The organism is Curtobacterium sp. YR515 (assembly GCF_900113095.1).
In the GTDB taxonomy this organism is placed as follows: domain Bacteria; phylum Actinomycetota; class Actinomycetes; order Actinomycetales; family Microbacteriaceae; genus Curtobacterium.
This window is the reverse complement of record NZ_FOOD01000003.1, coordinates 626,640-653,055: the sequence shown is the minus strand read 5'-3', so window position 1 is coordinate 653,055 and position 26,416 is coordinate 626,640. Positions and strand designations below refer to the sequence as shown.

20 protein-coding genes are annotated in these 26,416 nt (G+C 73.0%); 8 read left to right on the top strand and 12 right to left on the bottom strand.

Going from position 1 to position 26,416, the window contains the following annotated elements; genetic code table 11:
- Window positions 1-747 precede the first annotated feature (747 nt).
- Complete coding sequence (locus BM028_RS11195) at window positions 748-2,256, bottom strand: sensor histidine kinase (protein ID WP_092386542.1); 1,509 nt, start codon at window positions 2,254-2,256, stop codon at window positions 748-750.
- A gap of 117 nt (window positions 2,257-2,373) precedes the next feature.
- Here BM028_RS11195 and BM028_RS11190 point away from each other — a divergent pair, with 117 nt between their 5' ends.
- Window positions 2,374-2,787, top strand: coding sequence for an Rv3235 family protein (locus tag BM028_RS11190; protein WP_092386540.1), 414 nt, complete (start codon window positions 2,374-2,376; stop codon window positions 2,785-2,787).
- 78 nt (window positions 2,788-2,865) lie between these two features.
- Here BM028_RS11190 and secA read toward each other — a convergent pair whose 3' ends face one another.
- The 6 genes from secA to mtrA all read right to left on the bottom strand — a co-directional run bounded on the left by secA (window position 2,866) and on the right by mtrA (window position 11,616).
- Complete coding sequence (gene secA / locus BM028_RS11185) at window positions 2,866-5,646, bottom strand: preprotein translocase subunit SecA (protein WP_071294918.1); 2,781 nt, start codon at window positions 5,644-5,646, stop codon at window positions 2,866-2,868.
- A gap of 158 nt (window positions 5,647-5,804) precedes the next feature.
- Window positions 5,805-6,512, bottom strand: coding sequence for a ribosome hibernation-promoting factor, HPF/YfiA family (gene hpf, locus BM028_RS11180; RefSeq protein WP_092386538.1), 708 nt, complete (start codon window positions 6,510-6,512; stop codon window positions 5,805-5,807).
- Between the two features lie 184 nt (window positions 6,513-6,696).
- Entirely contained in the window at window positions 6,697-7,476 is a 780-nt protein-coding gene (locus BM028_RS11175) for a ComF family protein (protein WP_139219810.1), read from the bottom strand.
- 95 nt (window positions 7,477-7,571) lie between these two features.
- A complete protein-coding gene (locus BM028_RS11170; RefSeq protein ID WP_071294916.1) occupies window positions 7,572-9,254 on the bottom strand; it encodes an LpqB family beta-propeller domain-containing protein in 1,683 nt (560 codons plus the stop codon).
- Window positions 9,254-10,936, bottom strand: a complete 1,683-nt coding sequence (gene mtrB, locus BM028_RS11165) for an MtrAB system histidine kinase MtrB (protein WP_229086247.1) — start codon at window positions 10,934-10,936, stop codon at window positions 9,254-9,256. The genes BM028_RS11170 and mtrB overlap by 1 nt, the downstream gene beginning before the upstream one ends.
- Window positions 10,937-10,941: 5 nt before the next feature.
- Complete coding sequence (mtrA, locus tag BM028_RS11160; RefSeq protein ID WP_070418502.1) at window positions 10,942-11,616, bottom strand: MtrAB system response regulator MtrA; 675 nt, start codon at window positions 11,614-11,616, stop codon at window positions 10,942-10,944.
- Between the two features lie 148 nt (window positions 11,617-11,764).
- On the opposite strand from mtrA, the gene BM028_RS11155 reads away from it, so the two are divergent.
- The 5 genes from BM028_RS11155 to BM028_RS11135 are packed head-to-tail and all read left to right on the top strand — an operon-like array spanning window position 11,765 to window position 17,439.
- The gene (locus BM028_RS11155; protein ID WP_139219809.1) at window positions 11,765-13,213 is read left to right on the top strand and encodes a glycerophosphoryl diester phosphodiesterase membrane domain-containing protein; all 1,449 of its coding nucleotides are present in this window, start codon (window positions 11,765-11,767) and stop codon (window positions 13,211-13,213) included.
- Complete coding sequence (locus BM028_RS11150; protein ID WP_092386532.1) at window positions 13,210-13,848, top strand: DUF4129 domain-containing protein; 639 nt, start codon at window positions 13,210-13,212, stop codon at window positions 13,846-13,848. Before BM028_RS11155 ends, BM028_RS11150 begins: the two co-directional genes overlap by 4 nt.
- On the top strand, window positions 13,845-15,095 hold the full coding sequence (locus tag BM028_RS11145) for a DUF4350 domain-containing protein (protein WP_092386530.1): 1,251 nt from the start codon (window positions 13,845-13,847) through the stop codon (window positions 15,093-15,095). The genes BM028_RS11150 and BM028_RS11145 overlap by 4 nt, the downstream gene beginning before the upstream one ends.
- Window positions 15,092-16,087, top strand: coding sequence for an AAA family ATPase (locus BM028_RS11140; RefSeq protein ID WP_374930683.1), 996 nt, complete (start codon window positions 15,092-15,094; stop codon window positions 16,085-16,087). The genes BM028_RS11145 and BM028_RS11140 overlap by 4 nt, the downstream gene beginning before the upstream one ends.
- On the top strand, window positions 16,087-17,439 hold the full coding sequence (locus tag BM028_RS11135) for a DUF58 domain-containing protein (RefSeq protein ID WP_092386528.1): 1,353 nt from the start codon (window positions 16,087-16,089) through the stop codon (window positions 17,437-17,439). Before BM028_RS11140 ends, BM028_RS11135 begins: the two co-directional genes overlap by 1 nt.
- A gap of 7 nt (window positions 17,440-17,446) precedes the next feature.
- Here BM028_RS11135 and BM028_RS11130 read toward each other — a convergent pair whose 3' ends face one another.
- Window positions 17,447-18,442, bottom strand: coding sequence for a stage II sporulation protein M (locus tag BM028_RS11130; RefSeq protein ID WP_092386526.1), 996 nt, complete (start codon window positions 18,440-18,442; stop codon window positions 17,447-17,449).
- 80 nt (window positions 18,443-18,522) lie between these two features.
- On the opposite strand from BM028_RS11130, the gene BM028_RS11125 reads away from it, so the two are divergent.
- The gene (locus tag BM028_RS11125; protein ID WP_071294910.1) at window positions 18,523-19,392 is read left to right on the top strand and encodes an RDD family protein; all 870 of its coding nucleotides are present in this window, start codon (window positions 18,523-18,525) and stop codon (window positions 19,390-19,392) included.
- A gap of 410 nt (window positions 19,393-19,802) precedes the next feature.
- On the opposite strand, the gene ahcY is transcribed toward BM028_RS11125, so the two are convergent.
- Together ahcY and BM028_RS11115 are read right to left on the bottom strand one after the other, a co-directional pair.
- Window positions 19,803-21,281 carry an adenosylhomocysteinase gene (gene ahcY / locus BM028_RS11120; protein WP_092386524.1) on the bottom strand — a complete coding sequence of 493 codons (1,479 nt, stop codon included), beginning with the start codon at window positions 21,279-21,281 and terminating at the stop codon, window positions 19,803-19,805.
- 103 nt (window positions 21,282-21,384) lie between these two features.
- Window positions 21,385-21,600: a DUF3499 family protein gene (locus BM028_RS11115; protein ID WP_070418494.1), complete on the bottom strand. Its 216-nt coding sequence runs from the start codon at window positions 21,598-21,600 to the stop codon at window positions 21,385-21,387.
- Window positions 21,601-21,739: 139 nt separating this feature from the next.
- Between BM028_RS11115 and BM028_RS11110 the strand changes: the two genes are divergently transcribed.
- Window positions 21,740-22,099, top strand: a complete 360-nt coding sequence (locus BM028_RS11110; protein ID WP_254789530.1) for a metallopeptidase family protein — start codon at window positions 21,740-21,742, stop codon at window positions 22,097-22,099.
- A gap of 16 nt (window positions 22,100-22,115) precedes the next feature.
- On the opposite strand, the gene BM028_RS11105 is transcribed toward BM028_RS11110, so the two are convergent.
- On the bottom strand, window positions 22,116-23,519 hold the full coding sequence (locus tag BM028_RS11105) for a DUF5719 family protein (RefSeq protein ID WP_092386522.1): 1,404 nt from the start codon (window positions 23,517-23,519) through the stop codon (window positions 22,116-22,118).
- Complete coding sequence (locus BM028_RS11100; protein ID WP_092386520.1) at window positions 23,516-26,353, bottom strand: glycosyltransferase family 2 protein; 2,838 nt, start codon at window positions 26,351-26,353, stop codon at window positions 23,516-23,518. The genes BM028_RS11105 and BM028_RS11100 overlap by 4 nt, the downstream gene beginning before the upstream one ends.
- Window positions 26,354-26,416: the final 63 nt, after the last annotated feature.

Below are 26,416 nucleotides of genomic sequence, written 5' to 3'. Positions count from 1 at the left end.
CGCCGCCCCCTTCGGGGCCGGCGGGCGTCGTCGTGCGCGGGGCGGCTGCGCCGCGCCGCGCCGCGCGGCTTCAGGCGGTTGCGTATGCCTGCGCACAACGGAAAGCACGCGACGCCGCGCCATCGCGCGGTTCGGACGCACTTCCGTTGTGCGGCCGCCCGACGCGCCGCGCGGCGAACCACGGAACCGACCTCGAACCAGGGCCGGACGGTGGTTCGACGTCGGGAACGTGGTTCGATGCGGCAGTGGCGGGCGCACGCCGCGCCTCCAGGCGGTTGCGTGTGCCTGCGCACAACGGAAAGCAGGCGACGCCGCGGCATTGCGCGGTTCGGACGCACTTTCGTTGTGCTGCCGCCCGCCGCGGCGTGCGCGCCGTCGCGGGGCCGCGCGGCGAACCACGGAACCGACGTCGAGCCAGGGCCGGACGGCGGTTCGACGTCGGGAACGTGGTTCGACTCAGCCCTGGCGGGCGCAGGCCGCGCCTCCAGGCAGTTGCGTGTGCCTGCGCACAACGGAAAGCAGGCGACGCCGCACCATCGCGCGGTTCGGACGCACTTTCGTTGTGCGGCCGCGCGCCGCGGCGTGCGCGCCGTCGCGCGGCCGCGCGGCGAACCACGGAACCGACGTCGAACCAGGGACGGACGGTGGTTCGACGTCGTGAACGTGGTTCGACGCAGGACTGGCGGGCGCACGCCGCGCCTCCAGGCGACGCGCAGCGCGCGGCGCGCGGCGCGGGCGCGGAGCGCGCTACGCGGCGCCCGGCGTCGCCGTCAGCCAGCGGAACGGGATCGTGATGGTGACCTCGGTGCCGCTGCCGGTCAGGGTGTGCCAGTCGATGGTGCCGCCGAGCTCGCCCTGGATCAGCGTCCGGACGATCTGCGTCCCGAGGCCCGACCCGACCTTGCCCTCGGGCAGGCCCCGCCCGTTGTCGCGGACCTGGATGTCGAGGTGGTCGTCGAAGCGCTCCGCCACGATCTCGACCTCGCCGTCGCGGCCGTCCAGCCCGTGCTCGACGGCGTTCGTGACGAGCTCGGTGAGCCCGAGCGCGAGCGGGGTCGCGGCTTCGGAGGGCAGCACCCCGAACTCCCCGGTCTTCTTCGGGCGGACGGTCGTGTTGTGCGACGCCGCGACCTCGGTCACGAGCTTCAGCACGGAGTCGAAGACCTCGTCGAAGTCGACGTTCTGGCTGAGGCCGGTCGACAGGGTGTCGTGCACGACGGCGATCGCGGCCACGCGGCGCATCGCGTTCTGCAGCGACGTCCGGGCCTCGTCCGAGTGGGTGCGGCGCGCCTGGATGCGCAGGAGCGACGCCACGGTCTGCAGGTTGTTCTTCACGCGGTGGTGGATCTCGCGGATCGTCGCGTCCTTGGTGATGAGCTCGCGCTCCTGGTGCCGCAGCTCGGTGACGTCGCGGCAGAGGACGATCGCACCGATCCGCTCGCCGTGGTCGCGGAGCGGGATCGACCGCAGCGAGACCGTGACGCCCTTCGACTCGACGTCGGCACGCCACGGGGCACGGCCGGTGACGACCAGGGGCAGCGACTCGTCGACGTCGAGCTGCGCACCGATGAGCTCGGTCGTGACCTCGGCGAGGGACTTCCGCTCGAGCTCCCCCTCGAAGCCCATCCGGTTGAAGGCGCTGAGGCCGTTCGGGCTGGCGAACGTGACGATTCCGTTCGTGTCGAGGCGGAGCAGGCCGTCGCTGGCGCGCGGTGCACCGCGTCGGGGTCCGGCCGGCGCACCGATGTCGGGGAAGTCACCCGTGGCGATCATGCCGAACAGGTCGTTCGCGCTCGCGGTGAAGTTGAGTTCCTGGCGGCTCGGGGTGCGCATCTCGTCCTGGTTCGAGTGCCGCGTCACGACCGCGATCGGGCGCTCGGTCGTCTCGGCGCTGTTCGCGCTCAGCCGCCGGAGCACCGGGATCGCCCGGACGCGCGTCGGGGTGTCCTCGTACCAGTCCGGCTCGGCGGAGTCGACGACCCTCGCGCCGACGAAGCTCTCGGTGACCTGTTCGCGCCACTCCTCGCGGATCTCCTGCCCGACGATGTCGCGGTAGAAGAGCGTCGCCGCGGAACTCGGGCGAGCGTGCGCCACCGCCACGAACGAGCCGTCCTCGGCGGTCGGGACCCAGAGGACCATGTCCGCGAAGGACAGGTCGGCGAGCAACTGCCAGTCCCCGACGAGCAGGTGGAGCCACTCCACGTCGGCTTCGGAGGAACGGCCTTGTGCGAGGACGAGGTCACTGAGGGTCGACACCCGCCCAGTCTAGGTGCGCACCACTGTGGACAACTCCGCTCTCTCCACAGGCTCGATGACAGTCATATTTCTCATGTTGTACTCGCTCTACGCTCAGCCCCGACGAAAGGGGCAGGGGTGGCCGAGGAAGCACGCCGGATCGATGACGCAGAGCCGATGGGGGACGTCCCGCGACTCAGCGCGGTACCGCCACCGACCGACGTCGAGGACACCGCTCGCGCGCTCGGCCTCTGCGTCGCCGAGATCCTGACGGGGTCACGCGAGGTCGACAGCATCGCCCGGTGGATCACCGACGAGATGCACCGGCACCTGCAACAGCGGGCGGCGGTGGCGGCGCGGGCCCGGCAGCTCGGCAGCCGGTCGCGCGGACGGGCGCTGCTCCGGGTCGGCAGCGTCATCGTGTGCCGCCCGGCCGACGGGGTCGCCGAGGCGACGGTCGTCGTGCACACGCGCAGTCACGCCCGTGCGGTCGCGATGCGCCTGGAGGAACGGCAGGGTCGCTGGCGCGCGACGGCCGTCGGGGTCTTGTGACGCCCGTGACGTGACCGGGAGACGGACAGGAGGCGCGGTGCCAGCCGGCACCGCGCCTCCTGTCGGGACGTGGTCGCGTCAGCCCTTCTTGGCGGCCTGACGACGCTCGGCACGGTTGCCCGCGGCAGCCTGGCCGGACGCGGTCGCGGCGTTGCCGAACGCGGAGCCCTGCTCCGGCCCGGCGGCCGCCTCGGCCTCGGCCTGCGCCTTCTGTGCCCGCGCGGTCGCGGCCTGCTCGAGGCGGCCGCGCTCGTCGCGGACCTCGACCTCGCCGTCGATCGACGGAGCGGAGTACTCGAGACCGGAGACCTCGTCCTCGCCGAGGCCCTTGGCCTCGATCACGGCGTTCTCGCCGTCGGACTGGACCTGCACCTCGAGGTTGAAGAGGTAGCCGACCGACTCTTCGCGGATCTGGCCCATCATGCTCTGGAAGAGCGCGTAGCCCTCGCGCTGGTACTCGACCAGCGGGTCGCGCTGTGCCATCGCACGGAGACCGATGCCGTCCTTGAGGTAGTCCATCTCGTAGAGGTGGTCGCGCCAGCGGCGGTCGATCACCGAGAGGACGACGCGGCGCTCGAGCTCACGCATGGCCTCGTCGCCGAGGAGTTCCTCGCGCTGCTGGTAGGCGAGCTTGGCGTCGGAGAGGATCTCGCGGCCGAGGAACTCGCGCGAGGCCTTGCCCTTCGAGCCCGCCTCGGTGATGACCTCGTCGATGGAGATCGAGATCGGGTACAGGGTCCCGAGCTCGGTCCACATGGCGTCGAGGTCCCAGTCGTCCGCGTTGCCCTCGGCGGTGTGGGAGTCGATCACGTCGTCGACGACGCTCTTGAGGAACGACTGCGCACGGTCGTGGATGTCGTCGCCCTCGAGGATGTGGCGGCGGTCGCTGTAGATCGCTTCGCGCTGGCGGTTGAGCACGTCGTCGTACTTCAGGACGTTCTTGCGGATCTCGGCGTTGCGGCCCTCGACCTGCGCCTGGGCCGACCGGATCGCACGGCCGACGAGCTTGTTCTCGATCGCGAGGTCGTCCGGGACGTTCGAGCGGCCCATCAGGCTCTCGGCGGCACCGGAGTTGAACAGGCGCATGAGGTCGTCGGTGAGCGACAGGTAGAAGCGGCTCTCGCCGGGGTCGCCCTGACGGCCGGAACGACCGCGCAGCTGGTTGTCGATGCGACGGGACTCGTGGCGCTCGGTGCCGAGGACGTAGAGACCGCCGACCTCGCGGACCTTGTCGGCCTCGTCCTTGATCTCGGCCTTGACGCGGTCGAACACGTCGTCCCACGCGGCCTCGTACTCTTCCGGCGTCTCCGTCGGGGACAGACCCTTGGCGTGCATCTCCTGCACGGCGAGGAACTCCGAGTTGCCGCCGAGCATGATGTCGGTACCACGACCGGCCATGTTCGTCGCGACCGTCACGGCGCCGAGTCGACCGGCCTGGGCGACGATCGCGGCCTCACGCGCGTGGTTCTTCGCGTTGAGGACCTCGTGCTTGACGCCCTTCTTCGCGAGGAGCTTCGACAGGTACTCGGACTTCTCGACGCTGGTGGTGCCGACGAGGACCGGCTGGCCCTTCTCGTGGCGCTCGGCGATGTCCTCGGCGACCTGCTCGAACTTCGCCTTCTCGTTCTTGTAGACGAGGTCGGTCTGGTCGATGCGCTGCATCGGCTTGTTCGTCGGGATGGGGACCACGCCGAGCTTGTACGTCGACATGAACTCGGCCGCTTCGGTCTCGGCCGTACCCGTCATGCCGGACAGCTTCTGGTAGAGGCGGAAGTAGTTCTGCAGCGTGACCGTGGCGAGGGTCTGGTTCTCGGCCTTGACCTCGACCTTCTCCTTCGCCTCGATCGCCTGGTGGATGCCCTCGTTGTAGCGGCGGCCCATCAGGATGCGGCCGGTGTGCTCGTCGACGATGAGCACCTCGCCGTTCATCACGACGTAGTCCTTGTCACGCTTGAAGAGGGCGACGGCCTTGATCGAGTTGTTCAGGAACGAGATGAGCGGGGTGTTCGCCGACTCGTACAGGTTGTCGATGCCGAGGTAGTCCTCGACCTTCTCGATGCCGGGCTCGAGCACGCCGACGGTGCGCTTCTTCTCGTCGACCTCGTAGTCCTCGCCCGGGGTGAGGCGGGTCGCGATCGACGCGAACTCGGTGAACCAGCGGTTGGCCTCGCCCGAGGACGGACCGGAGATGATGAGCGGCGTGCGGGCCTCGTCGATGAGGATCGAGTCGACCTCGTCCACGATCGCGAAGAAGTGGCCGCGCTGCACCATGTCGGATGCCTGCCACGCCATGTTGTCGCGGAGGTAGTCGAAGCCGAACTCGTTGTTCGTGCCGTAGGTGATGTCGGCGGCGTACTGCTCGCGACGCTCGGCCGGGGACTGGTTCGCGATGATGCAGCCGGTCGTCATGCCGAGCGCACGGAACACGCGGCCCATGAGCTCGGACTGGTACGACGCGAGGAAGTCGTTGACGGTGATGACGTGCACACCTCGCGAAGGGATGGCGTTGAGGTACGCGGCCGTCGTGGCGACGAGGGTCTTGCCTTCACCGGTCTTCATCTCGGCGATGTTGCCGAGGTGCAGCGCGGCACCGCCCATGAGCTGCACGTCGAAGTGCCGCATGCCGAGGGTGCGCTTCGCTGCTTCCCGCACGGCGGCGAACGCCTCGGGCAGCAGGTCGTCGAGGGTCTCGCCGTTCGCGTAGCGCTCGCGGAGCTCCTTGGTCTCGTCCTGGAGTTCCTCGTCGGTGAGGCTCGCGAAGTCGTCCTCGAGGTCGTTGATGGCCGAGGCGTACGCCTTCAGCCGTCGGAGGGTGCGTCCTTCGCCGATGCGGAGGACCTTCTCCAGCACGTTTGCCACGTGAGCTCCTTACGAGATCGTCACGCGCGACCTGCGCGATGCGAACAGCCAGTCATGCTAGCAACCCGTCGACTCCGGCCGCTGTGAACGGCGCGGGTGTGCGCGGCCCGCGAACGGTCCGCGCACACCCGGGTTCGGTCTGCCGTACTGAGCGATCGTCAGGCGATCGCGACCGCCGGCTCGGACTCCGACGCCGCTGCCGGAGCGTGCTCGGCGGACGGGTCGTCGATGCCGATCACGCCGTAGTCCCAGCCCTTGCGGCGGTAGACCACGCTCGGCCGGTGCGTCTCCGCGTCGACGAACAGGTAGAAGTCGTGCCCGACGAGCTCCATGAAGTACAGGGCGTCGTCGACCGTCATGGGACCGGCTTCGAAGACCTTGTGCCGGATCACGACGGGGCTGTAGACCTCGTTCTCGTCGTCCTCGGCGTTCGCGTCGACCACCGGGACGGCACCCGTCGCGACGTCCTCGATGAGCTTGCCGTCGGCCGGGACGACACCCATGCGCTCGAACGCGGTGCCGGACGCCTCGGACACGGAGGTCGGACGGTGGCGGCCGCGGTGCACCTTGCGGCGGTCGCGCGCTCGGCGGAGTCGTTCCATGATCCGGGCGAAGGCCAGATCGAAGGCGGCGTACTTGTCCGACGCGGCGGACTCCGCCCGCACGAGGGGGCCGGGGCCGATCAATGTCAGCTCGACGCGGTCCTCGCCCTGGGAACCGCCCGATTTCTCGTTGTGGCGGCTGATGCGCACCTCGAAGGCGAGGGCGCGGTCGGCGAGCACGTCGATCTTCTCGGACTTCTGTTCGACGTAGGTGCGGAATCGGTCGGTGACCCCGATGTTCCGGCCCGTGATCGTCACGTCCATGTGGCGGCTCCCATCCAGACTCAGCGCGTCGCCTCCATCCGGCGATCCTGAACGCCTTGCCGCGAGGCTAGACCCGGTGGCGCTCCGGCGTCACGCGATGTCGGTGAGTCGTCAGGACACCCACCGGACACACAGTGGCCACCGAGCGTTCACCGATGCGCCGAGGGCTCCGGATGGGCGCGCGTCAGTCGTCGACGCTCGCGACGGCGACGCACCGCACGACCCGACCACCGGCGGCACGCACGGCGCGGACGGCCTCGGCCATCGTGACGCCGGTGGTGACGACGTCGTCCACCACGACGACGGCTCGACCGGCAACGCCCGTCACCGAGAGGGTGCCGACCGTCGCGGCCACCCGTTCCACCGCGCTGCGTTCCTTCTGCCCGCCGTGCAGCGCGCCGGCACCGAAACCGACGCCTGCACCTGCACCCGCACCGGCACCGGCACCGACGCCGACGCCGTCACCGGCACCGGCACCGGCACCGGCACCGCGGCGACGCTCCCGCGCCCGCGCCAGCCCTCCTGCCCGCACCCGCGACATCGCCCGCGACCGCCGCACTCCCCCGCGCGCCGCCAGCAGCACGACCGGGTCGAACCCCCGCCGCCGAGCACCCTGCCGCGAGGGCGGCACCCGCAGCAGCACGGCCCCGGGACCGGCGTCGGCGAGCGCCGCCCGCACGAGCCCACCGAACCGGGCGCCGAGGGGCCGAGCGAGGTCCACGCGCCCGCGCAGCTTGAGCTCGAGGAGCATCGTCCGCACGAGTCCCGTGTACTCGAACGCCGCGTCCAGCCGGACCCCGGCGACGAGACGCACCCGGCGGGGCATCGCGTCGAGCGCGTGTCGGCACGCGGCGCAGAGTGCCCGGTCGGGCCGGCCGCACCCGACGCAGTCCACCGGCAGGAAGAGCCCGAGCACCGCGACGGCCGCGTCGAGCCACGGCCGCAGCCTGTCCCGTTTCGTCATGCCGACGATCCTGACCGCCACCCACCGCCGGGCGCGCGCCGATCCGTGGGGCTGGGGACGCGCCTCCTGGACCGCCGCCCTGTGGAGGAGCGGCCTCAGCGCTGGACGCCGAGCACGTCCGCGCTGATCCCGGTCGTGACCCAGCCACCGCCGGTCGACTGCAGGACCGACCCGTCGGACATCCGCAGGAGCATCGAACCGCCGCTCCCGCCGACGATCTCGGTCGCCCGCCCGTCGGGCTTCGGCAGGGTGCTCGACTGCCCACCGATCGTGGAGCGGACGACGTCCGGGCCGGAGGACGTCTGCCCGACCGAAGCGACGTCGGAGTCGCTGATCCACGCGGCCCCGACGGCGTTGCCCGTGGCGGCCTGCACGCGCACCGGGGAGCCGAGCGCGGTCGGTGTGCGGTCGGCGCCGCGGACGATGGCCATCACGTACAGGCTCGGTCCGTCGTTCGTCTGGATGAGCGCGAGGGCCCTGGTCGAGTCGCGCGAGACCTGGAACGACACGAGGTCGCCGGCCGGGAGCGTCGTGTTCACCGCGTGCGGATCGCCGCCGAGGCCGTAGGCCGTGACCCGGCGGGTGTTCTTCTCGGACGCGACCCAGACGAACCCGAGGTCGTCGATCGACGGCGGGACCAGGCCGTCGGTCGCGTCGATGCGCAGGTGCGAGCGTCCGCGCACGACCGTCACGCCGTCGCCGTTCCCGACGACCGCAGCGGTACCGGACGCGGACAACGCGAACGAGGACGGACCGAGGTCGCCGATCTCCGCGCCCATGCCGTTGCCGAGCGGTGCGATCTTGCCGCCGCCGAGGGCCGAGTAGCCCACGGTGCCGTCCTGGTCGACGAGCGGGCGGGCATCGACGTCCGGGTTCTGCTGCGCGTCGGACCCGCTGCCGTCGGGGACGGCGAAGGTCGTGCCCTCGGCCGTGATGTCGACGGAGGACACCGTGGCGACCGAGGCGAGCGACTTGCTCAGCTGCTCGCGCATCCGGATCCGGTCCTGACTGCTGGCGCGCAGGGCGTCGCTGGACAGGTCGACGAGGGCGGTCCCGCTCTGGATCGTGACGGCGTTCAGGGAGAGCTGCGTGCCCTCGGGGAAGGCGGTGACCACGGCCCCCTTGAGCCAGCTCGCGGGTCCGGCGAGCAGTGCGCTCGCGATGCGGGTGCTCGTCGACGACCTGGCGAGGAACCAGCGCTCGTCGGGCACGAGGAACTTGTACGTCGGGTCGTAGAAGTAGAGCGCGTGCTGCTGGAACACCGACTCGAAGTTCACCGGCGACAGGATGATGCCGTCGGGGGCGTAGGCGATGCGCCACTCGCCGTCCTCGCGGGTGAACTGGAACGTCAGCGTGGACGAGGTCGGTCGGACCGCCTGCGTGTACTCGCCGTCGGCGTCCACCGAGGCGCTCGCGGTGAGGGTGTAGGTCAGCTCGCGTTCGCCGACCCGCTCGATCGCCGGGTTGCCGGGCTGGATCGTCACCGAGCGCCGGGGGTTCCACTTCGTCGAGAAGTTCGAGGCGAGGAACTCCCGGGCCACGGCGTAGTCGTCCGCCGCACCGGTGCCGGCCGCGATGAAGCCGCGGAGGATCGTCGTCTGGTCGGCGCCGGGCACGGGCTTGCCGGGCCGGTAGTCGACGCCGGACACCGACTGGTCCTTGATCACGCCGCCGGAGCGCACCGCGCCGTCGGTGGGGATCGCGGCGCAGGCGGACACGGCGACGATCGTCACCGCGGCGAGCGCCGTGGCGACCAGGGTGCGGAAGCGGGTGCGCATCAGTCGTCCTCCCTGACGGCGCGGGGGCCGTCGTACGACTCGTCGAGGTCTGGCAGCGGGATCGCCGAGGTCGTCACGGTGACGCGGTCGTTGCGCGGCAGCGTGAGCACGAAGGTGGAGCCCTCGCCGGGGCGGGACCACACGTCGATGCGGCCGCCGTGCAGGTTCGCGTCGCCGAGCGAGATCGCGAGTCCGAGGCCGGTCCCGCCGATCGTCCGCTTGCGGCTCGGGTCGGCGCGCCAGAACCGGTCGAACACGCGGGCGGCGTCCTCCGGCGGCATGCCGACGCCCTGGTCGCGGACGGCGATCGCGACCGAGCGGGCGTCGCTGTCGACGACGACCTGCACGGGCTTCGCGTCGCCGTGCTCGATCGCGTTGCCGACGAGGTTGCGGAGCACGCGGCGGATGCGCTTCGCGTCGAGCTGCATGGTGGTGTGCCCGCCGGGTGTGGCGAGCTGCAGGTCGATGCCGGCGCGTTCGGCGAGCGGCCGGAACTCGTCGACGATGTCGGTCGCCAGGGCCGCGGGGATGACGGGCTCGGGATCGAGGTGCACCGCCTGCGCGTCGAACCGCGAGATCTCGAGGAGGTCGGCGAGCAGGAGCTCGAACCGCTCCACCTGGGCGTGCAGGAGCTCGGCGGACCGACCGACCGACGGCTCGAAGGCGTGCCGGGAGTCGAACAGCATGTCGCCGGCGAGCCGGATGGTCGTCAGCGGGGTCCGGAGCTCGTGGGAGACGTCGGAGACGAACCGCTGCTGCACGCGGGAGAGCTCGGCGAGCTGGGTGATCTGCCGGCTCACCGCGTCGGCCATGCCGTTGAAGCTGCGGGCGAGGGTGGCGATGTCGTCGTTGCCCCGCACCGGGATGCGTTCGTCGAGTCGGCCGGCGGCGATCTTCCGGCTCGTCTCGGCCGCGCCCCGGATCGGCACGACCACGAGCCGGACGACGAGCGAGGTCACGAGGGCGATGAGCACCATGAGCGCGACACCGCCGATCGAGAGCGTCTGCGAGACGAAGTCGAGGGTCTGCTGGGCGTCCGACAGGTCGTAGACGAGGTACAGCTCGTACTGACCGGCACTCGGGATCTGCAGGGTCGACCCGACGGCGAGGCCGGGCTGGTGGCGGCCGTCGTCGTCGAGGCGCACGGGCTGCAGGCTGAGCGTGCCGGTGTTCTTGCCGACCTGCTTCCGGAGGGCGTCGGTGATCACGGCGTCCGGGAAGCCCTGGCTCGCGACGTTCTGCACCGTCTGCGGCCCGGGCTGGTCGGGGCTCCGCTCGATGGCGATGCTCGTGCCGCCGGGGCTCGTGGTGTTCGACAGGATCGCCTGCTGCGCCTCGCTCTGCAGGGTCTCGAGCTCGCTCTGGTTGTTGTCCTCGCCCGCGGTGGCCGCGTCGAAGATGCCCTGCGCGACGATCGTCGCGCGTGCCGACTCGGCCTCGATCTGGTCGCGGCGCTGCGAGTAGACGTTGTTCGAGATGCTGATCATGACGGCCGTGCCGATGATCGCGACCGCGAGGCCGGTGGTCATCACCGTGATCGCGACCGACCGGAACATCAGGGACCGACGCCACAGGTACGCCGCAGCCCGCCAGCCGCGCCGGACCCACCGTCGAAGGCGGCGGCCGGCACGGGCGAGCCTGCCCTGCACGGCGACGCCGCCGGTCGACGCTGCGGACGGCACGGTGCTCAGGCTCCTCCGGCCCGGTACCCGACGCCGCGCACCGTGGTGACGATCTTCGGGTTGTCGGGGTCGTGCTCGATCTTCGCGCGGAGGCGCTGCACGTGGACGTTCACCAGGCGGGTGTCCGCCTTGTAGTGGTAGCCCCAGACCTGTTCGAGCAGCATCTCGCGGGTGAACACCTGGTTCGGCTTCTCGGACAGCGCCCGCAGCAGGTCGAACTCGAGCGGGGTCAGCGCGATGACGGCGTCGCCCCGACGGACCTCGTGCCCGGCGACGTCGACGGTGAGGTCGCCGACGTGCAGCACCGTCGCGTCGGCGGCCGTCGGACGGAGCCGGGTGCGGATGCGGGCGACGAGCTCCTTCGGGTTGAAGGGCTTCACGACGTAGTCGTCGGCGCCGTTCTCGAGCCCGGCGACGACGTCGGACGTGTCGCCCTTGGCCGTGAGCATGATGATCGGCGTGCCGCTCTCGGCGCGGATGCGCTTGCAGACCTCGATGCCGTCGATGCCCGGGAGCATCACGTCGAGCAGCACCAGGTCGGGCTTCGTCCCGTGGAACGCGTCGATGGCGTCGTTGCCGTCGGCGCTGAACTCGGGTTCGTAGCCCTCGGAGCGGAGGACGATGCCGATCATCTCGGCGAGGGCCTGGTCGTCGTCGACGACGAGGATGCGCGGTGTCATGTGATGGGGACTCCGTGTGACGTGCAGCGGTACCCGGTCGGCACCTGACCACTCACGATAGCCGAGGCCCCGTGCGACGGCGTTTTCCGACAGGATGGGTGTCGACCGCGCCTTCCGCGTGCTCGGTCGGGACCACGAGGGGGCGGCGATGTCCGATTGGCAGGTACCGGGGGCGCCCGGCGGTCCGCAGGACGGTCGGGAGAACGGCCCAGGAGGCGCGGCTCAGCCCCCGGGGCAGCAGCCGTCCGCCCCGTGGCCGGGCCGGTCCGGTGGTCCGTCCGCCGGTGGACCGTACGGCAGCGGGCCTTCCGCCGGTGGGCCGGGTCGGCCGCCGGGGCCGCCGCCGGCCGGGTCGCGGCCGGTCATCCCGCTGCGACCGCTCGGGCTCGGTGACGTCCTGAGCGGCGCCTTCACCGTGTTCCGCCGCAACGCGCGGGTGCTCCTGCTCTGGAGCGTGCTCCTCAGCGGGGTCCTCGGGCTGCTCTCCACCATCGCGAGTGCGTTCGGCCAGCGTGCGATCCAGTCCCGCATGCTCTCGGCGGTCGACGGCGACGTGGACGGCCAGACGTCGATCCTCGCCGGATCGGTGACGCTCTGGCTGGTGCTGTCGATCGGGCTCCCGTTCCTGGCCTACCTCGGGCGCGGCTTCCTCGTCGCCCCGGTCGCCGCGGACACCGGACAACGCATCCTCGGACGGCGCGCCACCTTCCGCGGGCTCTGGGCGCTCCTCGCCGGACGACGCTGGTCGGTGGTCGCCTGGATCCTCCTGCAGCTCGCAGCCGGTGCCGTCATCGGGATCGTCTTCGTGCTCGTGCTGGTCGGCGCCGCCGCCGGGCTCTCCGGCAACGGGTCGGGCATCGGCGGCTTCCTGCTCACCTTCTTCGTGCTCGGCCTCGGTTTCACGGTCGTGCTCGTCTGGCTCGGGACGAAGTTCGCGTTCACCGTGCCGACCATCGCGCTCGAGGGACGCCCCGTGTTCCAGGCCGCGGCGCAGTCGTGGCGGCTCACTCGCGGAGCCTTCTGGCGCACCTTCGGCATCATCCTGCTCGTGCAGGTGATGTTCGGCTTCGCGGTGTCGATCGCCTCGGTCCCGCTCACGATCGGTGCGACGCTCGTCGGCGGCACGTTCGACCCCCTCGGGCAGACCGATGCGGGGTCGGGAGCCGGGGTCGGCGGGCTCGTGGCGATCGTCGTGGGGAGCCTGCTCGGGATCGCGGTGCAGTGCATCACCGACGTGCTGTCCGCGTCCGTCGTGACCTTCCTGGCGATCGACCGCCGCATCCGGACCGAGGCGCTCGACCAGCGGATCGCGTCGCACCTCGAGACCGGGCAGCCGGGAGACCCGTTCGCGCCGTCGCCGCGGGTGGACCGGCCGGCGTGGCCGGGGCAGGGGCAGGGGTGGCCGGGTGCCGGTGCGGGGCCGCAGCAGCCGTGGCCGGGGCAGCCCTGGCCCGGGCAGCCCTGGCCGGGGGCCGGTCCGGGTCCGCAGCAGCCGTGGCCGGGGCAGCCGGGAGCGGGCGGCCAGCAGCCGGGCGGCCCGACGCCGCCGCAGTGGGGCGGCGAACCCGGACGGTACCCGCCGGACGGCCGCGCATGACGATCGACCCCGACGACGCACGACGGCTCCTCGAACGCGAGCTCGAGCGGTCGGAGTACGACGGTGCCCACGTGACGTGGTGGGACCGTGCCTCGCGCGCGGTCCTCGACTGGCTCGGCTCGCTCCGCGCGGACGGCCTCGGCTCCCCCGCGGTCGCGCACACCCTGCTCTGGACGGCCGTCGTCGTGCTCGTCGCGGTGGTCGTCCTCGTGGTCGTCGCCCGCGGACTCCCCCGGCGTCGCGCTCGGCTCCCGGACGGGCAGGTCGGCGGGGTGTTCGACGACGACGACCTGCGTCCCGCCGGTGCCATCGCCGAGGACGCCCGGGCGGCCCTGCGCGCGGGTGACTGGTCCCGCGCCGTGCTCGACGGGTACCGTGCCCTCGCCCGTGGGCTCGGGGAGCGCGACCTCGTCCCCGACGTCCCCGGTGCCACCGCGCGTGCCATCGCCGGCCGGGCGGCCGTGGTCTTCCCGGCCGAGGCCGCGCGGCTCGAGCGCGCCGCGGCCACCTTCGACGAGGTGCGGTACCTCGGCGCCGACGCGACCGAGCGGACCGCCCGCGACGTCCTGGACACCGAGCACGCCGTCCGGATGGCACGCCCCGCACGGACGACGACCCCGGCGGTCCCCGCGTGACCGCGACCGCCACCCCGTCCGCACCGTCGGGAGCAGCCCCGACCTCGACCTCGACGTCGCCGCGCCGTGCGGGCCGTGGGCTCCGCGTCGGCTTCTGGGTCGCCATCGTCCTGGTCGGCACCGTGCTCGCCGTGCTCACGGCCGTCGTCGGGCGGACCGGTCCCGGGCAGGCGCCGCTCGACCCGACCTCCGCGACGTCGAGCGGCGCGAAGGCACTCGTGCGGGTGCTCGAGCAGCAGGGCACCGACGTCCGGATCGTCGACCGCGCCGACCGGATCGGGGACGGCACCGTGTTCGTCGACGACGAGCAGGGTGTCCTCGACCGAGGCGTCGCCCGGCGGATCGCTCGGCAGGCGGACCACGTCGTCCTCGTGTCGACGGCCCCCGCGACGCTCGAGGCGTTCGGGCTCGACGTCGAGCCGGTCACGCAGGTCGGCGGGGACGACACCGTGTCCACCGCCTCGTGCGCGATCCCGGCCGCTGCCGGGGCCGAGCGTGTCACCCTCGGCGGCACCGGGTACGCCGTGCCGGACGGCGGCCGGGCCCCGACCGGTACCGACCTCTGCGCACCGTCCGGTTCGGGCGGCGACCGGGCCTACGGCCTCGTCCGGACGGCGACCCCGGCCGGTGACGTCACGCTCGTCGGGACCACGGCGGCGTTCCGGAACGACACGATCACCACCGCCGGCAACGCCGCCCTCGCCCTCGGCCTGCTCGGCGACGACGCGACGCTCACCTGGTACACGCCGATCCCCGGCACGTCGGACGCGGCACCGACCCTCGGGTCGCTCGCACCGCCGTGGGTGCCGAGCGCCCTCGTGCTGCTCGGACTCGTCGCCGTCGCCGCCGCGGTCTGGCGCGGCCGCCGGCTGGGCCCGCTCGTGGTCGAGCGGATGCCCGTCGTCGTCCGTGCCGCCGAGACCACCGAGGGCCGTGCCCGGCTCGCCGCACGCACCGGCGACCGGACCCACGCGCTCGACACGCTCCGGATCGCGGCCCTCCGTCGCACGGCACGCCGGCTCGGGCTCCCCCGGTCGGCCCACGTCGACGACGTCGTCCGGGCTGCGGCACGCGCCACCGGGATCCCCGACCGGCGCGTCGGGGCGGTCCTCGTCGGCGGCCCGGCCACCGACGACCGCGCCCTCACCGCCGGGGCAGCGGCGCTCGACGACCTCGAGCGTGCCGTCCTCGCCGCGACCACCGGCGCCCAGCAGACCGACCGAGACCACCGAGGAGCACGACCGTGACCGATCCGTCCACCACCCAGACCCCGCAGGCGACCCCCGCTGGTGATCCGTTGCGCGACGTGTTCGGACGGCTGCGCGCCGAGGTCGGCAAGGCCGTCGTCGGGCAGGAGGGCGCCGTCTCCGGGATGATCGTCGGCATCCTCGCGCAGGGGCACGTCCTGCTCGAGGGCGTCCCCGGCGTGGCGAAGACCCTGCTGGTCCGGAGCCTCGCCGCCGCGATGTCGCTCGACACGAAGCGGATCCAGTTCACGCCGGACCTGATGCCCGGCGACGTCACCGGCTCGCTCGTGTACGACGCCTCGACGGGCACCTTCCCGTTCCGCGAGGGACCGGTGTTCACGAACGTGCTCCTCGCCGACGAGGTGAACCGGACGCCGCCGAAGACCCAGTCCGCCCTCCTCGAGGCCATGGAGGAACGCCAGGTCAGCGTCGACGGCGACGCCCGGGTGCTGCCCGACCCCTTCTTCGTCGCGGCGACGATGAACCCGATCGAGTTCGAGGGCACGTACACGCTCCCGGAGGCCCAGCTCGACCGCTTCCTCATGAAGCTCACGCTCGACGTCCCGCCGCGGGACGTCGAGTGGCAGGTGCTCCGTCGGCACGCGGACGGCTTCGTCCCGCGGGACGTCCGGTCGGCCGGGATCGCACCGGTCCTCGGCGTCGACGAGGTCCTCGCCGCACAGCGCGCGGTCCGCGGGGTCGGGGCGCGGGACGACGTCCTCGCGTACATCGTCGACCTCGCCCGCGCCACCCGGCAGGCGCCGTCCGTCCGGGTCGGGGTCAGCCCCCGCGGTGCGACCGCCCTGCTCGCCGCCGCGAAGGCCTGGGCCTGGCTCACCGGCTACGACGCGATCACGCCGGACCACGTCCAGGCCATGCTCCTGCCGGTGTGGCGGCACCGGCTCCGGGTGGCCGCTGACGCCGAGCTCGAGGGCGTCGGTGCCGACGGGGTGCTGCAGCAGGTGCTCGAGCAGGTCCGGGTGCCGATCTAGTGGCGATCTCCGGCCGGTTCGTCGCGCTCCTCGCCGTCGCGATCGTGCCCACCGTGCTGCTCGGCACGGGATGGGCTGGTGCGGCCTGGGCGGGCGTGGTCGTGCTGGCCGCCCTGCTCGACGTGCTGCTCGCCGCCGACCTCACCGCCGTGCGCGTCGAGCGGCGGATGCCCCGGCTCGCTCGCCGGGACACCACCGCCGACGGCACCCTCGTGCTCGCCAACGACGGCCGCCGGACGCTCCGCGGTGTGGTGCGCGACATGTGGGAGCCGTCCGCCGGGCAGGCCCCGCGCCGCATCGACCTGCAGGTGCCCGCCGGGGAACGACGGACCGCGCGCATGCGGTTCGCCCCGTTCCGTCGCGGCCGCCGGGCCTCCGCGGGCGTCGCCGTGCGTGCGTTCGGGCCGCTCGGGCTCGCCGCACGCCAACGCGTCCTCGTGGCGCCCGCCGAGCTGGTCGTCACGCCACCGTTCCGGTCGCGTCGGCACCTGCCCTCACGGCTCGCGCGGCTGCGGGAACTCGACGGCGAGACCACCCTCCAACTGCGGGGCCACGGCACCGAGTTCGACTCGCTGCGGGACTACGTGCGCGGCGACGACGTCCGGTCGATCGACTGGCGTGCGACCGCCCGCCGCCAGGACCTCGTGGTGCGCACCTGGCGTCCGGAGCGGGACCGTCGGGTGATCGTCGTCGTCGACGCCGGGCGTGCCGGTGCCGGACGGGTCGACGACGAACCGCGGCTCGACACGTTCATCGAGTCCGCGCTGCTCCTCGGCGCACTCGCGGCGGCCGCGGGCGACCGGGTGGACCTCGCCGTGCTGGACGACGCCGTCCGGGGTCGCGTGCACGGTGCCACGCGCACCGACGTCGTGCAGCGGTTCGGGGAGACGCTCGCGCTCGCGGAACCCGGGATCGCGGCCACCGACTGGTCGGCGGTGCCCGGGCTCGTCGACTCGATCACCACCTCCAGGGCCCTCGTGGTGCTCGTGTCGAGCCTCGACTCGGTCGGCGCGTCGGGTGACCTCCTCGCCGTGCTCCCCCGCCTGACGCGGCGGCACGCGGTCGTCGTCACCAGCGTGACGGACCCGGCCGTCGAGCGGATGGCGAGCGGGGCGGTGGACCCGGCGGTCTCGGGACCGGGGCGGCGGGGCGGACGCGTGCCGTCCCTCCAGGGCCGTGCCGAGCGCGACGTGTACCGACGCGCTGCCGCCGAACGCACGCTCCTCGATGCCGACGGCGTGGCGGACGTGGCGCGCCGCGCCGGGGCCGAGGTCGTCCGGGCCGCACCCGAGCAGGTGCCGCCCCTCGTCGCGGACGCGTACATCCGCGCGAAGGCGACCGGACGGCTCTAGGCGTCGGTCAGTCGGCGACGAGGGCGGACGTGCCGCGCTCGAACTCCTCGAGGTCGCCGCGCTGCCCCGCGCGGTACGCGCGACCGCCGAGGACCCACTGGTACCAGAGCACGGCCGCGAGGGCGACGGTGCCGATCCCGATCTTGACGGGCCACGGCCAGTCCTGCCGGGTCACCGTGCCCTCGACGAGACCGGACAGCAGGAGCGTCAGGGCGAGGCCGACGGCGATCGTGATGAGTGCTCGGCCGTCCTCGGCGAGGGCCTGTCCGCGGGTGCGGGCCCCGGGGGCGACCCACGACCAGAAGATCATCAGGCCGGCGGCGGCCGCGAGGAAGATCGAGTACAGCTCGAGCTGCCCGTGCGGGGCGATGTAGAGGAAGAAGTCGCCGAGGCGGCCCTGGTCGTGCAGGATGGCCGCCGAGACACCGAGGCTGATCGCGTTCTGGCCGATCGAGAACGGCACGAAGAGGCCGGTGATCCCGAAGGCGACCATGGTGGCGGCGATGTACGCGTTGTTCGTCCACACCTGTGCCGTGAAGGCACCGAGGCCGTGGTCGGAGTAGTACGCCTGGAAGTCCCGGGTCGCGTACTGCCGGAGGGCCTCGGGGGTGCCGAACGTGTCGACGGCGCCCGGGGTGATCGTGATCCAGACCGCCGTGATCGCGGCGATCGCCGCCGTGGCGGCCGCCACCCAGATCGTGACCCAGCGGATCCGGTACAGGGCGGCGGGGAGCTGCAGCACGAAGAAGGACGTCAGCGCCGCGAGCGGGTCGACCGGGGTGCCGGTGAACCGGAGTCGGGCTCGGAACAGTGTCAGCGAGAGACGGTCGCCGACCGCGGTGCGCGGGGCGGCGCCGCGGATGCGCGCGAGGTCGGTCGCTGCCGCCTGGTAGCCGGAGACGAGGCGGTCGACGTCGGCACCGGAGGCGTGGCGGGTGCGGGCGAGCCGGTCGAGTTCCTGCCACCGGTCGCGGTGCACCTCGGTGTAGGCGTCCAGGTCCACAGCGTCTCCCCCGCTCGTTCCGGTGTTCGCGCGTCCGTGCCGTCCGGGCGGCGGGCGTGCGTCTCCGACAGAATGATCCCATGCCGAAGACCCGCGTGCCGCGTGACCTCGCCGACGGTCGGTTCGTCGTCGCGCTCGACGACACCCACGACGAGCTCGTCGTCGGCGAGGCCGTCGCACTCGACGTGCAGCCCGCCGGCATCGCGTTGCGACTCGCGGCGGCGCTCCTCGACGGGGTCTGCCTGCTCGCGCTGTACGTGATGCTCATGATCGGCCTGTCGCGGGTCTGGCCGAGCGACCTCGACGAGGCCTGGGCAGCGGCGCTCAGCATCGGCGTGCTCGTCGTCGTGCTCGTGCTCGTCCCGGCGGCGCTCGAGACCGTCACCCGGGGCAAGAGCGTCGGCCGGTACGCGACCGGCACCCGGGTCGTCCGGCTCGACGGCGGGGCGATCGGGTTCCGGCACGCGTTCACCCGTGCCCTCGTCGGGTTGTTCGAGCTGTGGATGACGTTCGGCTCCGTGGCGCTGCTCGTGGCGTTGTTCGGGTCGCGTCCGCGGCGGCTCGGGGACCTGCTCGCCGGGACGTTCGTGCAGCACGAGCGGGCGGCGAAGCAGCGGTCCCCCGAGGTCCTCATGCCCGCGGAGCTCGTCGCCTGGGCCGGGGTCGCGGACGTGTCGGCGCTGCCGCAGCGGCTCGAGAACCGGCTCGGGGCGTTCTTCCGCGGTGCTGCCGACCTCCGCCCCGAGCTCCGGGAGGCGGCGGCACGGTCCCTCGCGGCAGCGGTCGCCGAGTACGCGCACCCGGTGCCGGCGGTCCACCCCGAGGTGTTCCTCGCCGGGGTGGTCGTACTGCGGCGGGAGCGGGACCTGCGCGCGTTGCGGGGTCGGGCGGCGGTGCTCGACCGGGCGTCGGCGGTGGCGACGGCGCGGCCGCCGGGGTTCCCGCGCTGACGCGCGGGCGCGCGGCGGCGGGCGCCGGGCGCCGGGCGCCGCGGCGGCGCGGCGGCGCGGCTCGCGTCCGCCTTTCGAACCACGTTTCCGACGTCGAACCAGCGCGGGAGGCTGGTTCGATGTCGGAAACGTGGTTCGTCGCCGCCGGGCCCGCGCCGCGGGCGCCCGGCGCGCGGGCCGCGGGCCGCGGGCCGGGAGCCGCGCTCGGTCGCGCCGGGTGCCGACCGGCGCAGCCGGCAGCCGGCGGGCGGCAGCCGGCGGCTGCCGGCGCACAACCAAAAGCACGCGGAGCCGCGCGGATGCGTGGTTCCGGGCGACTTTGGTTGTGCGGTGCGGCAGCGCGCCCGCCGCGCGGCGGCAGCGCGCGACGGCAGCGCGCCGCGGGCGCGCCGCGGCCCGGCGCGCCCGCGTCAGTACCGGTAGTGCTCGGGCTTGTAGGGGCCCTCGACCGGGACACCGATGTACGCCGCCTGCTCCGGCCGGAGCTCGGTCAGCGCGACCCCGAGCGCGTCGAGGTGCAGCCGCGCCACCTTCTCGTCGAGGTGCTTCGGCAGCACGTACACCCCCGTCGGGTACTCGGCGCGGCGGGTGTGCAGCTCGATCTGGGCGAGCACCTGGTTCGTGAAGGAGTTGCTCATCACGAAGGACGGGTGCCCCGTGGCGTTGCCGAGGTTCATGAGCCGCCCCTCGGAGAGCACGAGGATCGACCGACCCGTCGGCAGACGCCACTCGTGCACCTGCGGCTTGATCTCGACCTTCTCGACGCCCGGCAGGGACTCGAGGCCCGCCATGTCGATCTCGTTGTCGAAGTGCCCCACGTTCGCGACGATCGCGAGGTGCTTCAGTGCCAGCATCTCGTCGACACCGACGACGCCGAGGTTGCCCGTGCACGTGACGACCATGTCGACCTGGTCGGCGACGTCCGCGAGGCGCGCCACCTGGTACCCGTCCATCGCGGCCTGCAGCGCGCAGATCGGGTCGACCTCGCTGACGATGACGCGGGCGCCCTGCCCGCGGAGCGCCTCGGCCGCACCCTTGCCGACGTCGCCGTAGCCCACGACGAACGCGACCTTGCCGCCGATCAGCACGTCGGTCGCCCGGTTGAGCCCGTCGGGCAGCGAGTGCCGGATGCCGTACTTGTTGTCGAACTTCGACTTCGTGACGGAGTCGTTGACGTTGATCGCCGGGAACTTCAGCTCGCCGGTGCGCGACAGCTCGTAGAGGCGGTGCACGCCGGTGGTGGTCTCCTCGGTCACGCCCTCGATGTCGGCCGCGATGCGGGTCCAGCGGTCCGACGACTCCTGCAGTGAGGCGGCGACGGTGTCGAGGACGATCTTCCACTCGGTGCTCGCGTCGGCCCCGGCATCGGGCACACGGCCGGCGGCTTCGGCATCGGCGCCGGTGTGCACGAGCATCGTGGCGTCGCCGCCGTCGTCGAGGATGAGGTTCGGGCCGATCCAGTCGGCACCGGCGGCTCCGGCCTCGGCCGACCAGTCGAAGATCCGGCTGGTGCACCACCAGTACTCCTCGAGCGTCTCGCCCTTCCACGCGAACACGGGGACGCCGGCCGGCGACTCAGGCGTGCCGGTCGGGCCGACGGCGATGGCCGCGGCGGCTTCGTCCTGCGTCGAGAAGATGTTGCAGCTCGCCCACCGGACCTGCGCCCCGAGCGCGACGAGCGTCTCGATGAGGACGGCCGTCTGCACCGTCATGTGCAGCGAGCCCGCGATGCGCGCGCCGGCGAGCGGCTGCGACGCGCCGAACTCCTCGCGCAGGGACATGAGCCCCGGCATCTCGTTCTCGGCGAGGCGGATCTGGTGGCGCCCCGCCTCGGCGAGGGCGAGGTCGGCGACGCGGAACGGTGCTGCGGTACGGGCTTCGGTGGGCATGCGGCCCAGTCTTCCACGCCGGGAGGCGCGGGTCTTCAGCCGACGTCGGTGCCGTGAGCCGCGCCTCCAGGGATCCCCCTGTGGAGGACCGGACCCGACCGCGTCAGTCCGCGTCCCGACGGAGCGGCTCGCGCCGCACCACCTGCCACCCGCGCGGGACGCGGAGCTGCGCCGCGTGGCGGGCGCAGAGGTCGTAGCCGTGGGGTTCGACGCGGGTGGAGAGGGGGCCGACGACGACCATGGAGTCCCCGTAGTCGTACGTCAGGGTCGCCGAGGCGCTCGCGCCACAGGCGACCTTGCTGCAGATCCTCACGTCCATACCGCCACCGACCCTATCGGAGCAGGGCGGCACCGCCCGCGCCGCGTACGATGTGGGGATGCGTCGCAGGACTCGTCTCGTCACACCCGTCGACCGGGGCCGCGGTCGGTCCCGGCACGGACGCGGCGGACGGTCCAGCGTGACCGGTCCGGACCTCGCGCCGATCATCACCCGCGCCGAGACGTTCGACCGCATCGTCGGGGACACCGCGCACTACCTGCTCGGGCTCTGGCCGGCCGAGCTCGAGGGCGTCGTGTTCCAGGTCGCGGACATGCCGACGGACTCGACCCTGCCGGACCACATGCCCCGGTGGCGGGTGGACCGCGAGCAGCGCCGTGTGACCGTGTTCCGCGTCCCGGTGGAGCGGGTCACCCGCAGTCCCGAGAAGGACGACACCGACAAGCGCATCATCATCGAGACCGCGGTGTTCCGCGCGGTGGGCGAGCTGATCGACAAGGACCCGTGGGACCTGGCGCCGGACCGCTACCGCCACTGGTGACGCAGCGCGCCGGGGCTCAGGGGTAGACCCGGACCGGCGTCGAGACCTCGGTCGCCGCCCGCACCGGGAACCCGGCGATGCCGTCGTCGCCCATGTACGTCACGCCGGCGACGAGCCCCTCGGTCCCCTGCAGCTCGAGCTGCTTCGCGACCGGGACGACCACGGTGCGCACACCACCGGCGACGACCTGCACGTCCTGCGTCTCGTCGCCGGAGCGGATCGTGACGTCGGCGTCGGAGCGCGTCGGGTTGACGAGCGTGAGGCGCTGGTTCTCACCGGGCGCCACCGCCGTGATGGTGGACTCGCCGAGCGGGTCGGCGGAGGCGAACCACCCGACGTCCGTGCGTCCGTCGTAGGTGGGCGTGGTCGTGCGGGCGCCGGCGACGAGCGGCTCGGTCGACGTGACGGTGAAGGCGTAGCGACCGTCCGGGAAGTCGTCGAGCGTGACGTCGGTGACGACACCGGGCTCGGCGGTGGCGTTCACGGTGGACCCGCCCCCGTCGGCGGTGGTGATGCCGAGGGTCACGCGGGCCGCCTTCGTGCCGGGCACGAACAGCCGGACGATGGGTGCGGCGTCGGCCGTGTCGTCGCCGCGCTGGGCCTCTTGGGCACCCTCGAGGACCACGCCCGGGATGATCTGCGACGTCGAGGGCGCCGCACCGCCGGAGATGATGTCGAACCCACCGGGGGTGAGGGTGCGGACGATGGACTCCTGCATGTGGGCGACGATCTGGCCGCCGGAGGACTCGACGTGCACGACGGTCGAGCCCTGGTCGGAGACGAACCCGGACAGCGGGACGACCTTCTGGGTGTTCGGCGCGACGACGATGCCGGTCGTGCCGGGAGCGCTGACCGTGCCCGAGCCGTCGTAGATCGACAGGTCGACGGTCGCGTTCACGTCGGTCGGGTTCGACAGCGTGACGAGGCTCGTGCGGCCGGTCTCGGTGGACCCGCCGACCAGCCAGGTGGACTGGCTCGGGTCGTCGCACGACGCGGCACCGACGCCGACGACGTCTCCGCTCGCGACGCTCTGGTAGCTGCTGCCGGCGACCTGCGGGGTGGTGTCCCCCGCCGGAGCGGTCAGGAGGCGCGGCTTGCTCCCGCCGGTCGCGGAGTCGTCGAGGCCGGAGCGCTCGACGCTCGACCCGGTGGTCGCGGTGGCGACGGTGGCCGAGCCGACGGTGCTCGCCTTCGTCGCGTCGTTGCCGGCGTCGTCCGAGAGTCGGAGCGCGTTGCCCGCGCAGACGCGCTCGGCGTCGGCCGGGACGGGTGTCACCGTCTTGCCCGCGGGGCGACCCGGGTCGGTGTCGGTCCCGAGGGCGTGCGCCGCGGTGACGGCTCCGGCGGCGACCACGACGGCGATCGCGGTCGCCGTGCCGCGGACGACCCAGCGGCGGACGGAGGCGGGGGTACGGCTCATTCGTCGCGCTCCTCGTCGAAGGTGGTGGCGGGTTCCTCGGCCTCGATGACGTTCGAGGTGGCACGGCGTCGACGGGGCGCGGTGGGCACCGCCAGCAGTGCCGCGGCGCCGAACACGACCCCGAGGACCACGAGGTAGAGCACGTGCGTCGCCTGTGCCCCGGCCGACCCGGTGGACGGGCGGTCGACGTCGCCCTCGTAGTGGAACAGCTGGCCGCTCGTCGTCTCACCGATGCTCGTGAACAGCGCGTTCTGGCCGATCGCCCCGGCTGCACGGTCGTGGACCGCCTGCGCGGAGGAACCGTCGGGGGCGTCGTCGAGCAGGACGAAGCTCACGCCGAGCTGCCGCAGTGCGGGCTCGGGGTCGTACCCGCTCCGGCTCGCCAGGTTGCCGGCGAGGGTCGCGAGCTGCGCACCGGACCGGCTGAGCGTGAGTGCCGTCGAGTCGAGGGTGGTCTGGTCGTCGAGCGTCGAGCCCTGACCGCGTTCGAGCGACACCGCGAGCGAGCCGTCGTCCTGCGGGTCGACGACGAGAGTGCCGACGTCGGGGTTGGCCTGCGCCTCGGCGTTCACGTAGGCGCTGAGCACCCGGCCGGAGGTCGGCTGGATCACCGCGTTGCCGAGGTAGAACGCCCCGAACGCCGGTGCCACCGTGACGGCGGCGACCACGGTCGTCACGAGTCCCGCGACCGGGGCGATCCGCGGCAGCACGTCGATCCCGATGCAGGCGGCAGCGACGATGCCGAACCAGTACACGCTCAGCCCGCTGCCCGGCCAGATGATCGTGGTCGTGGACCCGACCCCGGTGACGGTGACGTGGGTGGCGGCGAACGCGGTGGCGAAGCCGGCCAGCGCGATGAGGAGCGTGGCTCCCGCGAGGGCCCAGCGGTGGCCGAGCATCGCACCGATGGCGGCGACGGCCACCGGGAGCGCGAGCACCGCCATGAGGACCGGCAGGATCCAGGCGGCGAGCGCGAGCCCGGACGTGGTGGGCAGCCAACCGCTCCAGTCCGGCACCGGCTGGCCGATGGCGAGCTGGAAGGCCGAGGGTGCGCGGGTGGCCGAGGGCACGCCCGAGTCCGCGAAGACGGCGAGCACGTTGCCGCGGGCGACCTGCGCGAGCACGAGCGGCAGGAAGAGCACGGCTGCCGGCACCGGGATGAACACCCGACGGTGCGCACGACGCCACCCGACGGCGAGCGACACGAGCCAGCCGAGCAGCAGCACCGGCAGCAGCGACGGCGCCGAGGCCGCGATGACGGCGAAGAGCAGGGACGCGCCCGAGGCCCAGGCCCACGAGCGGTGCGCCTCGAGCACGGCGAGGAACAGCCAGGGCAGGAGGACGTGCGCGATCACGGCGCCGAGGTGCCCGCTCGTGACGGCACCGACGAGCGTCGGGGCGATCGTGTACAGCGCCGCGCCGATCACCGGCACCCAGGTGCGGGTCGTCAGCTTCCGCACCGCGAACCAGGCGCCGAGCGCGGCGAGCGGGAACGCGACGAGCATCCCGAGCACGACCGAGGTCGACGGCGACCAGAACGTGATCGAGCCGAGCACGGCGACGACCGCGGCGAACGGGTCGCTCGGCCCCGTGAACCCGGTGCCGATCGAGTGCCAGCCGTAGCCGACGTTCTGCCAGAGCCGGGCGACGTCGGTGCTCAGCGGCAGGAGCCCGCCGCCGGTCAGCGCCGGCGAGCCGAGCAACGGGTACAGGGTCACGACGCTCAGGACCGCCGCGGCGAGGACGACCCAGATGCCGCCGTCGCCGAGGAACGACGCCCGGGCGATCGGTGCGTCCTCGACCCGGGCGAGCTCGACGTCGCGCGACGTGGTCCGCCGTTCGTGCACCCGGCGCCAGCTGACGCGGAGCGGCTCGACCGCCGCCCACCCGAGCTTCTTGCCGCGTGCGAGGACCCGGCGCGAGCGTCCGGTCCCGCCGCCGAAGGCGACCGAGAACGCCGCGGCGAGCTCGGCCCCGACCGCGGCCGGGTGCTTGGCGACGAGGTGCCCGATCGCGCGGCCGATCGCGAACGGCACGAGCGTGAGCCAGTGGATCCAGAGGACCCCGGCGGACGCGTAGGTCATCCGGCGGTGCAGCTGCGCCTGCCGGTGCATCCGGACGCGCCGCCCCTCGGAGACCCGCTTGCGCCCGAACTCCTCGATGGGCCCGGCACTCGTCACGCGGGCCTCGGGCACGACGGCGACACGGTGTCCGGCGAGGCGCACGCGCACGCAGAAGTCGAGCGCGGCGTCCACGTTCGGCAGGGCGGGGTCGAAGCCGCCGAGTTCGTTCCACACCGAGCGTCGGACGAGCATCCCGCCGGCGGCGACCGCCATCACGTCGGTGTTCCGGTCGTGCTGGCCCTGGTCGAGCTCGTCCTGCACGAGGACGATCGACCGACCGAAGCGGGTCATGCTCTCGCCGAACGCCCGGAGCCGCGACGGGTCGTCGACGTCGACGAGCTTCGGCCCCGCGACGACCACGCTCGGCGCGATCTCGACCGCGGACAGGAGGTCGGCGAGGGCGGTGGGCGCCGGCGCGTTGTCGTGGCCGAGCAGCCAGAGCCACTCGTCGACGGGTTCGTCCGCGACCGCGGGCGGGGCCTCGCGTTCGCCGCGGGCGACCGCCTCGCCGAAGGGGCGACCGGCGGGCAGGCGCAGGAGTTCGGCGGAGCCGCCGAACGAGAGGTCGGTGGTCGAACCGTCGGTCGACCCGAGGTCGACGACGACGAGGTTCTCGGGGTGACGGGTCTGGGCGGCGAGCGCGTCCAGGGTCCGGTCGAGGTGGTCCGCCCCGTTGGCGGCGACGAGGATCGCGGTGACTCTGGGCTGCATGACGGGCGTCACTCTACGGTCTGGAGGCGCGGCTCGGCCTGCGGACGGCGGCGCGCCGTGAAC

Coding starts and splice junctions, on each gene's coding strand:
- BM028_RS11155 (WP_139219809.1), top strand. CDS start 11,765: ATGTCCGATTGGCAGGTACCGGGGGCGCCCGGCGGTCCGCAGGACGGT.
- mtrA (WP_070418502.1), bottom strand. CDS start 11,616: ATGACACCGCGCATCCTCGTCGTCGACGACGACCAGGCCCTCGCCGAG.
- BM028_RS11115 (WP_070418494.1), bottom strand. CDS start 21,600: ATGGACGTGAGGATCTGCAGCAAGGTCGCCTGTGGCGCGAGCGCCTCG.
- BM028_RS11125 (WP_071294910.1), top strand. CDS start 18,523: ATGCCGAAGACCCGCGTGCCGCGTGACCTCGCCGACGGTCGGTTCGTC.
- hpf (WP_092386538.1), bottom strand. CDS start 6,512: ATGGACGTGACGATCACGGGCCGGAACATCGGGGTCACCGACCGATTC.
- BM028_RS11170 (WP_071294916.1), bottom strand. CDS start 9,254: ATGCGCACCCGCTTCCGCACCCTGGTCGCCACGGCGCTCGCCGCGGTG.
- ahcY (WP_092386524.1), bottom strand. CDS start 21,281: ATGCCCACCGAAGCCCGTACCGCAGCACCGTTCCGCGTCGCCGACCTC.
- BM028_RS11150 (WP_092386532.1), top strand. CDS start 13,210: ATGACGATCGACCCCGACGACGCACGACGGCTCCTCGAACGCGAGCTC.
- BM028_RS11175 (WP_139219810.1), bottom strand. CDS start 7,476: ATGACGAAACGGGACAGGCTGCGGCCGTGGCTCGACGCGGCCGTCGCG.
- BM028_RS11105 (WP_092386522.1), bottom strand. CDS start 23,519: ATGAGCCGTACCCCCGCCTCCGTCCGCCGCTGGGTCGTCCGCGGCACG.
- BM028_RS11100 (WP_092386520.1), bottom strand. CDS start 26,353: ATGCAGCCCAGAGTCACCGCGATCCTCGTCGCCGCCAACGGGGCGGAC.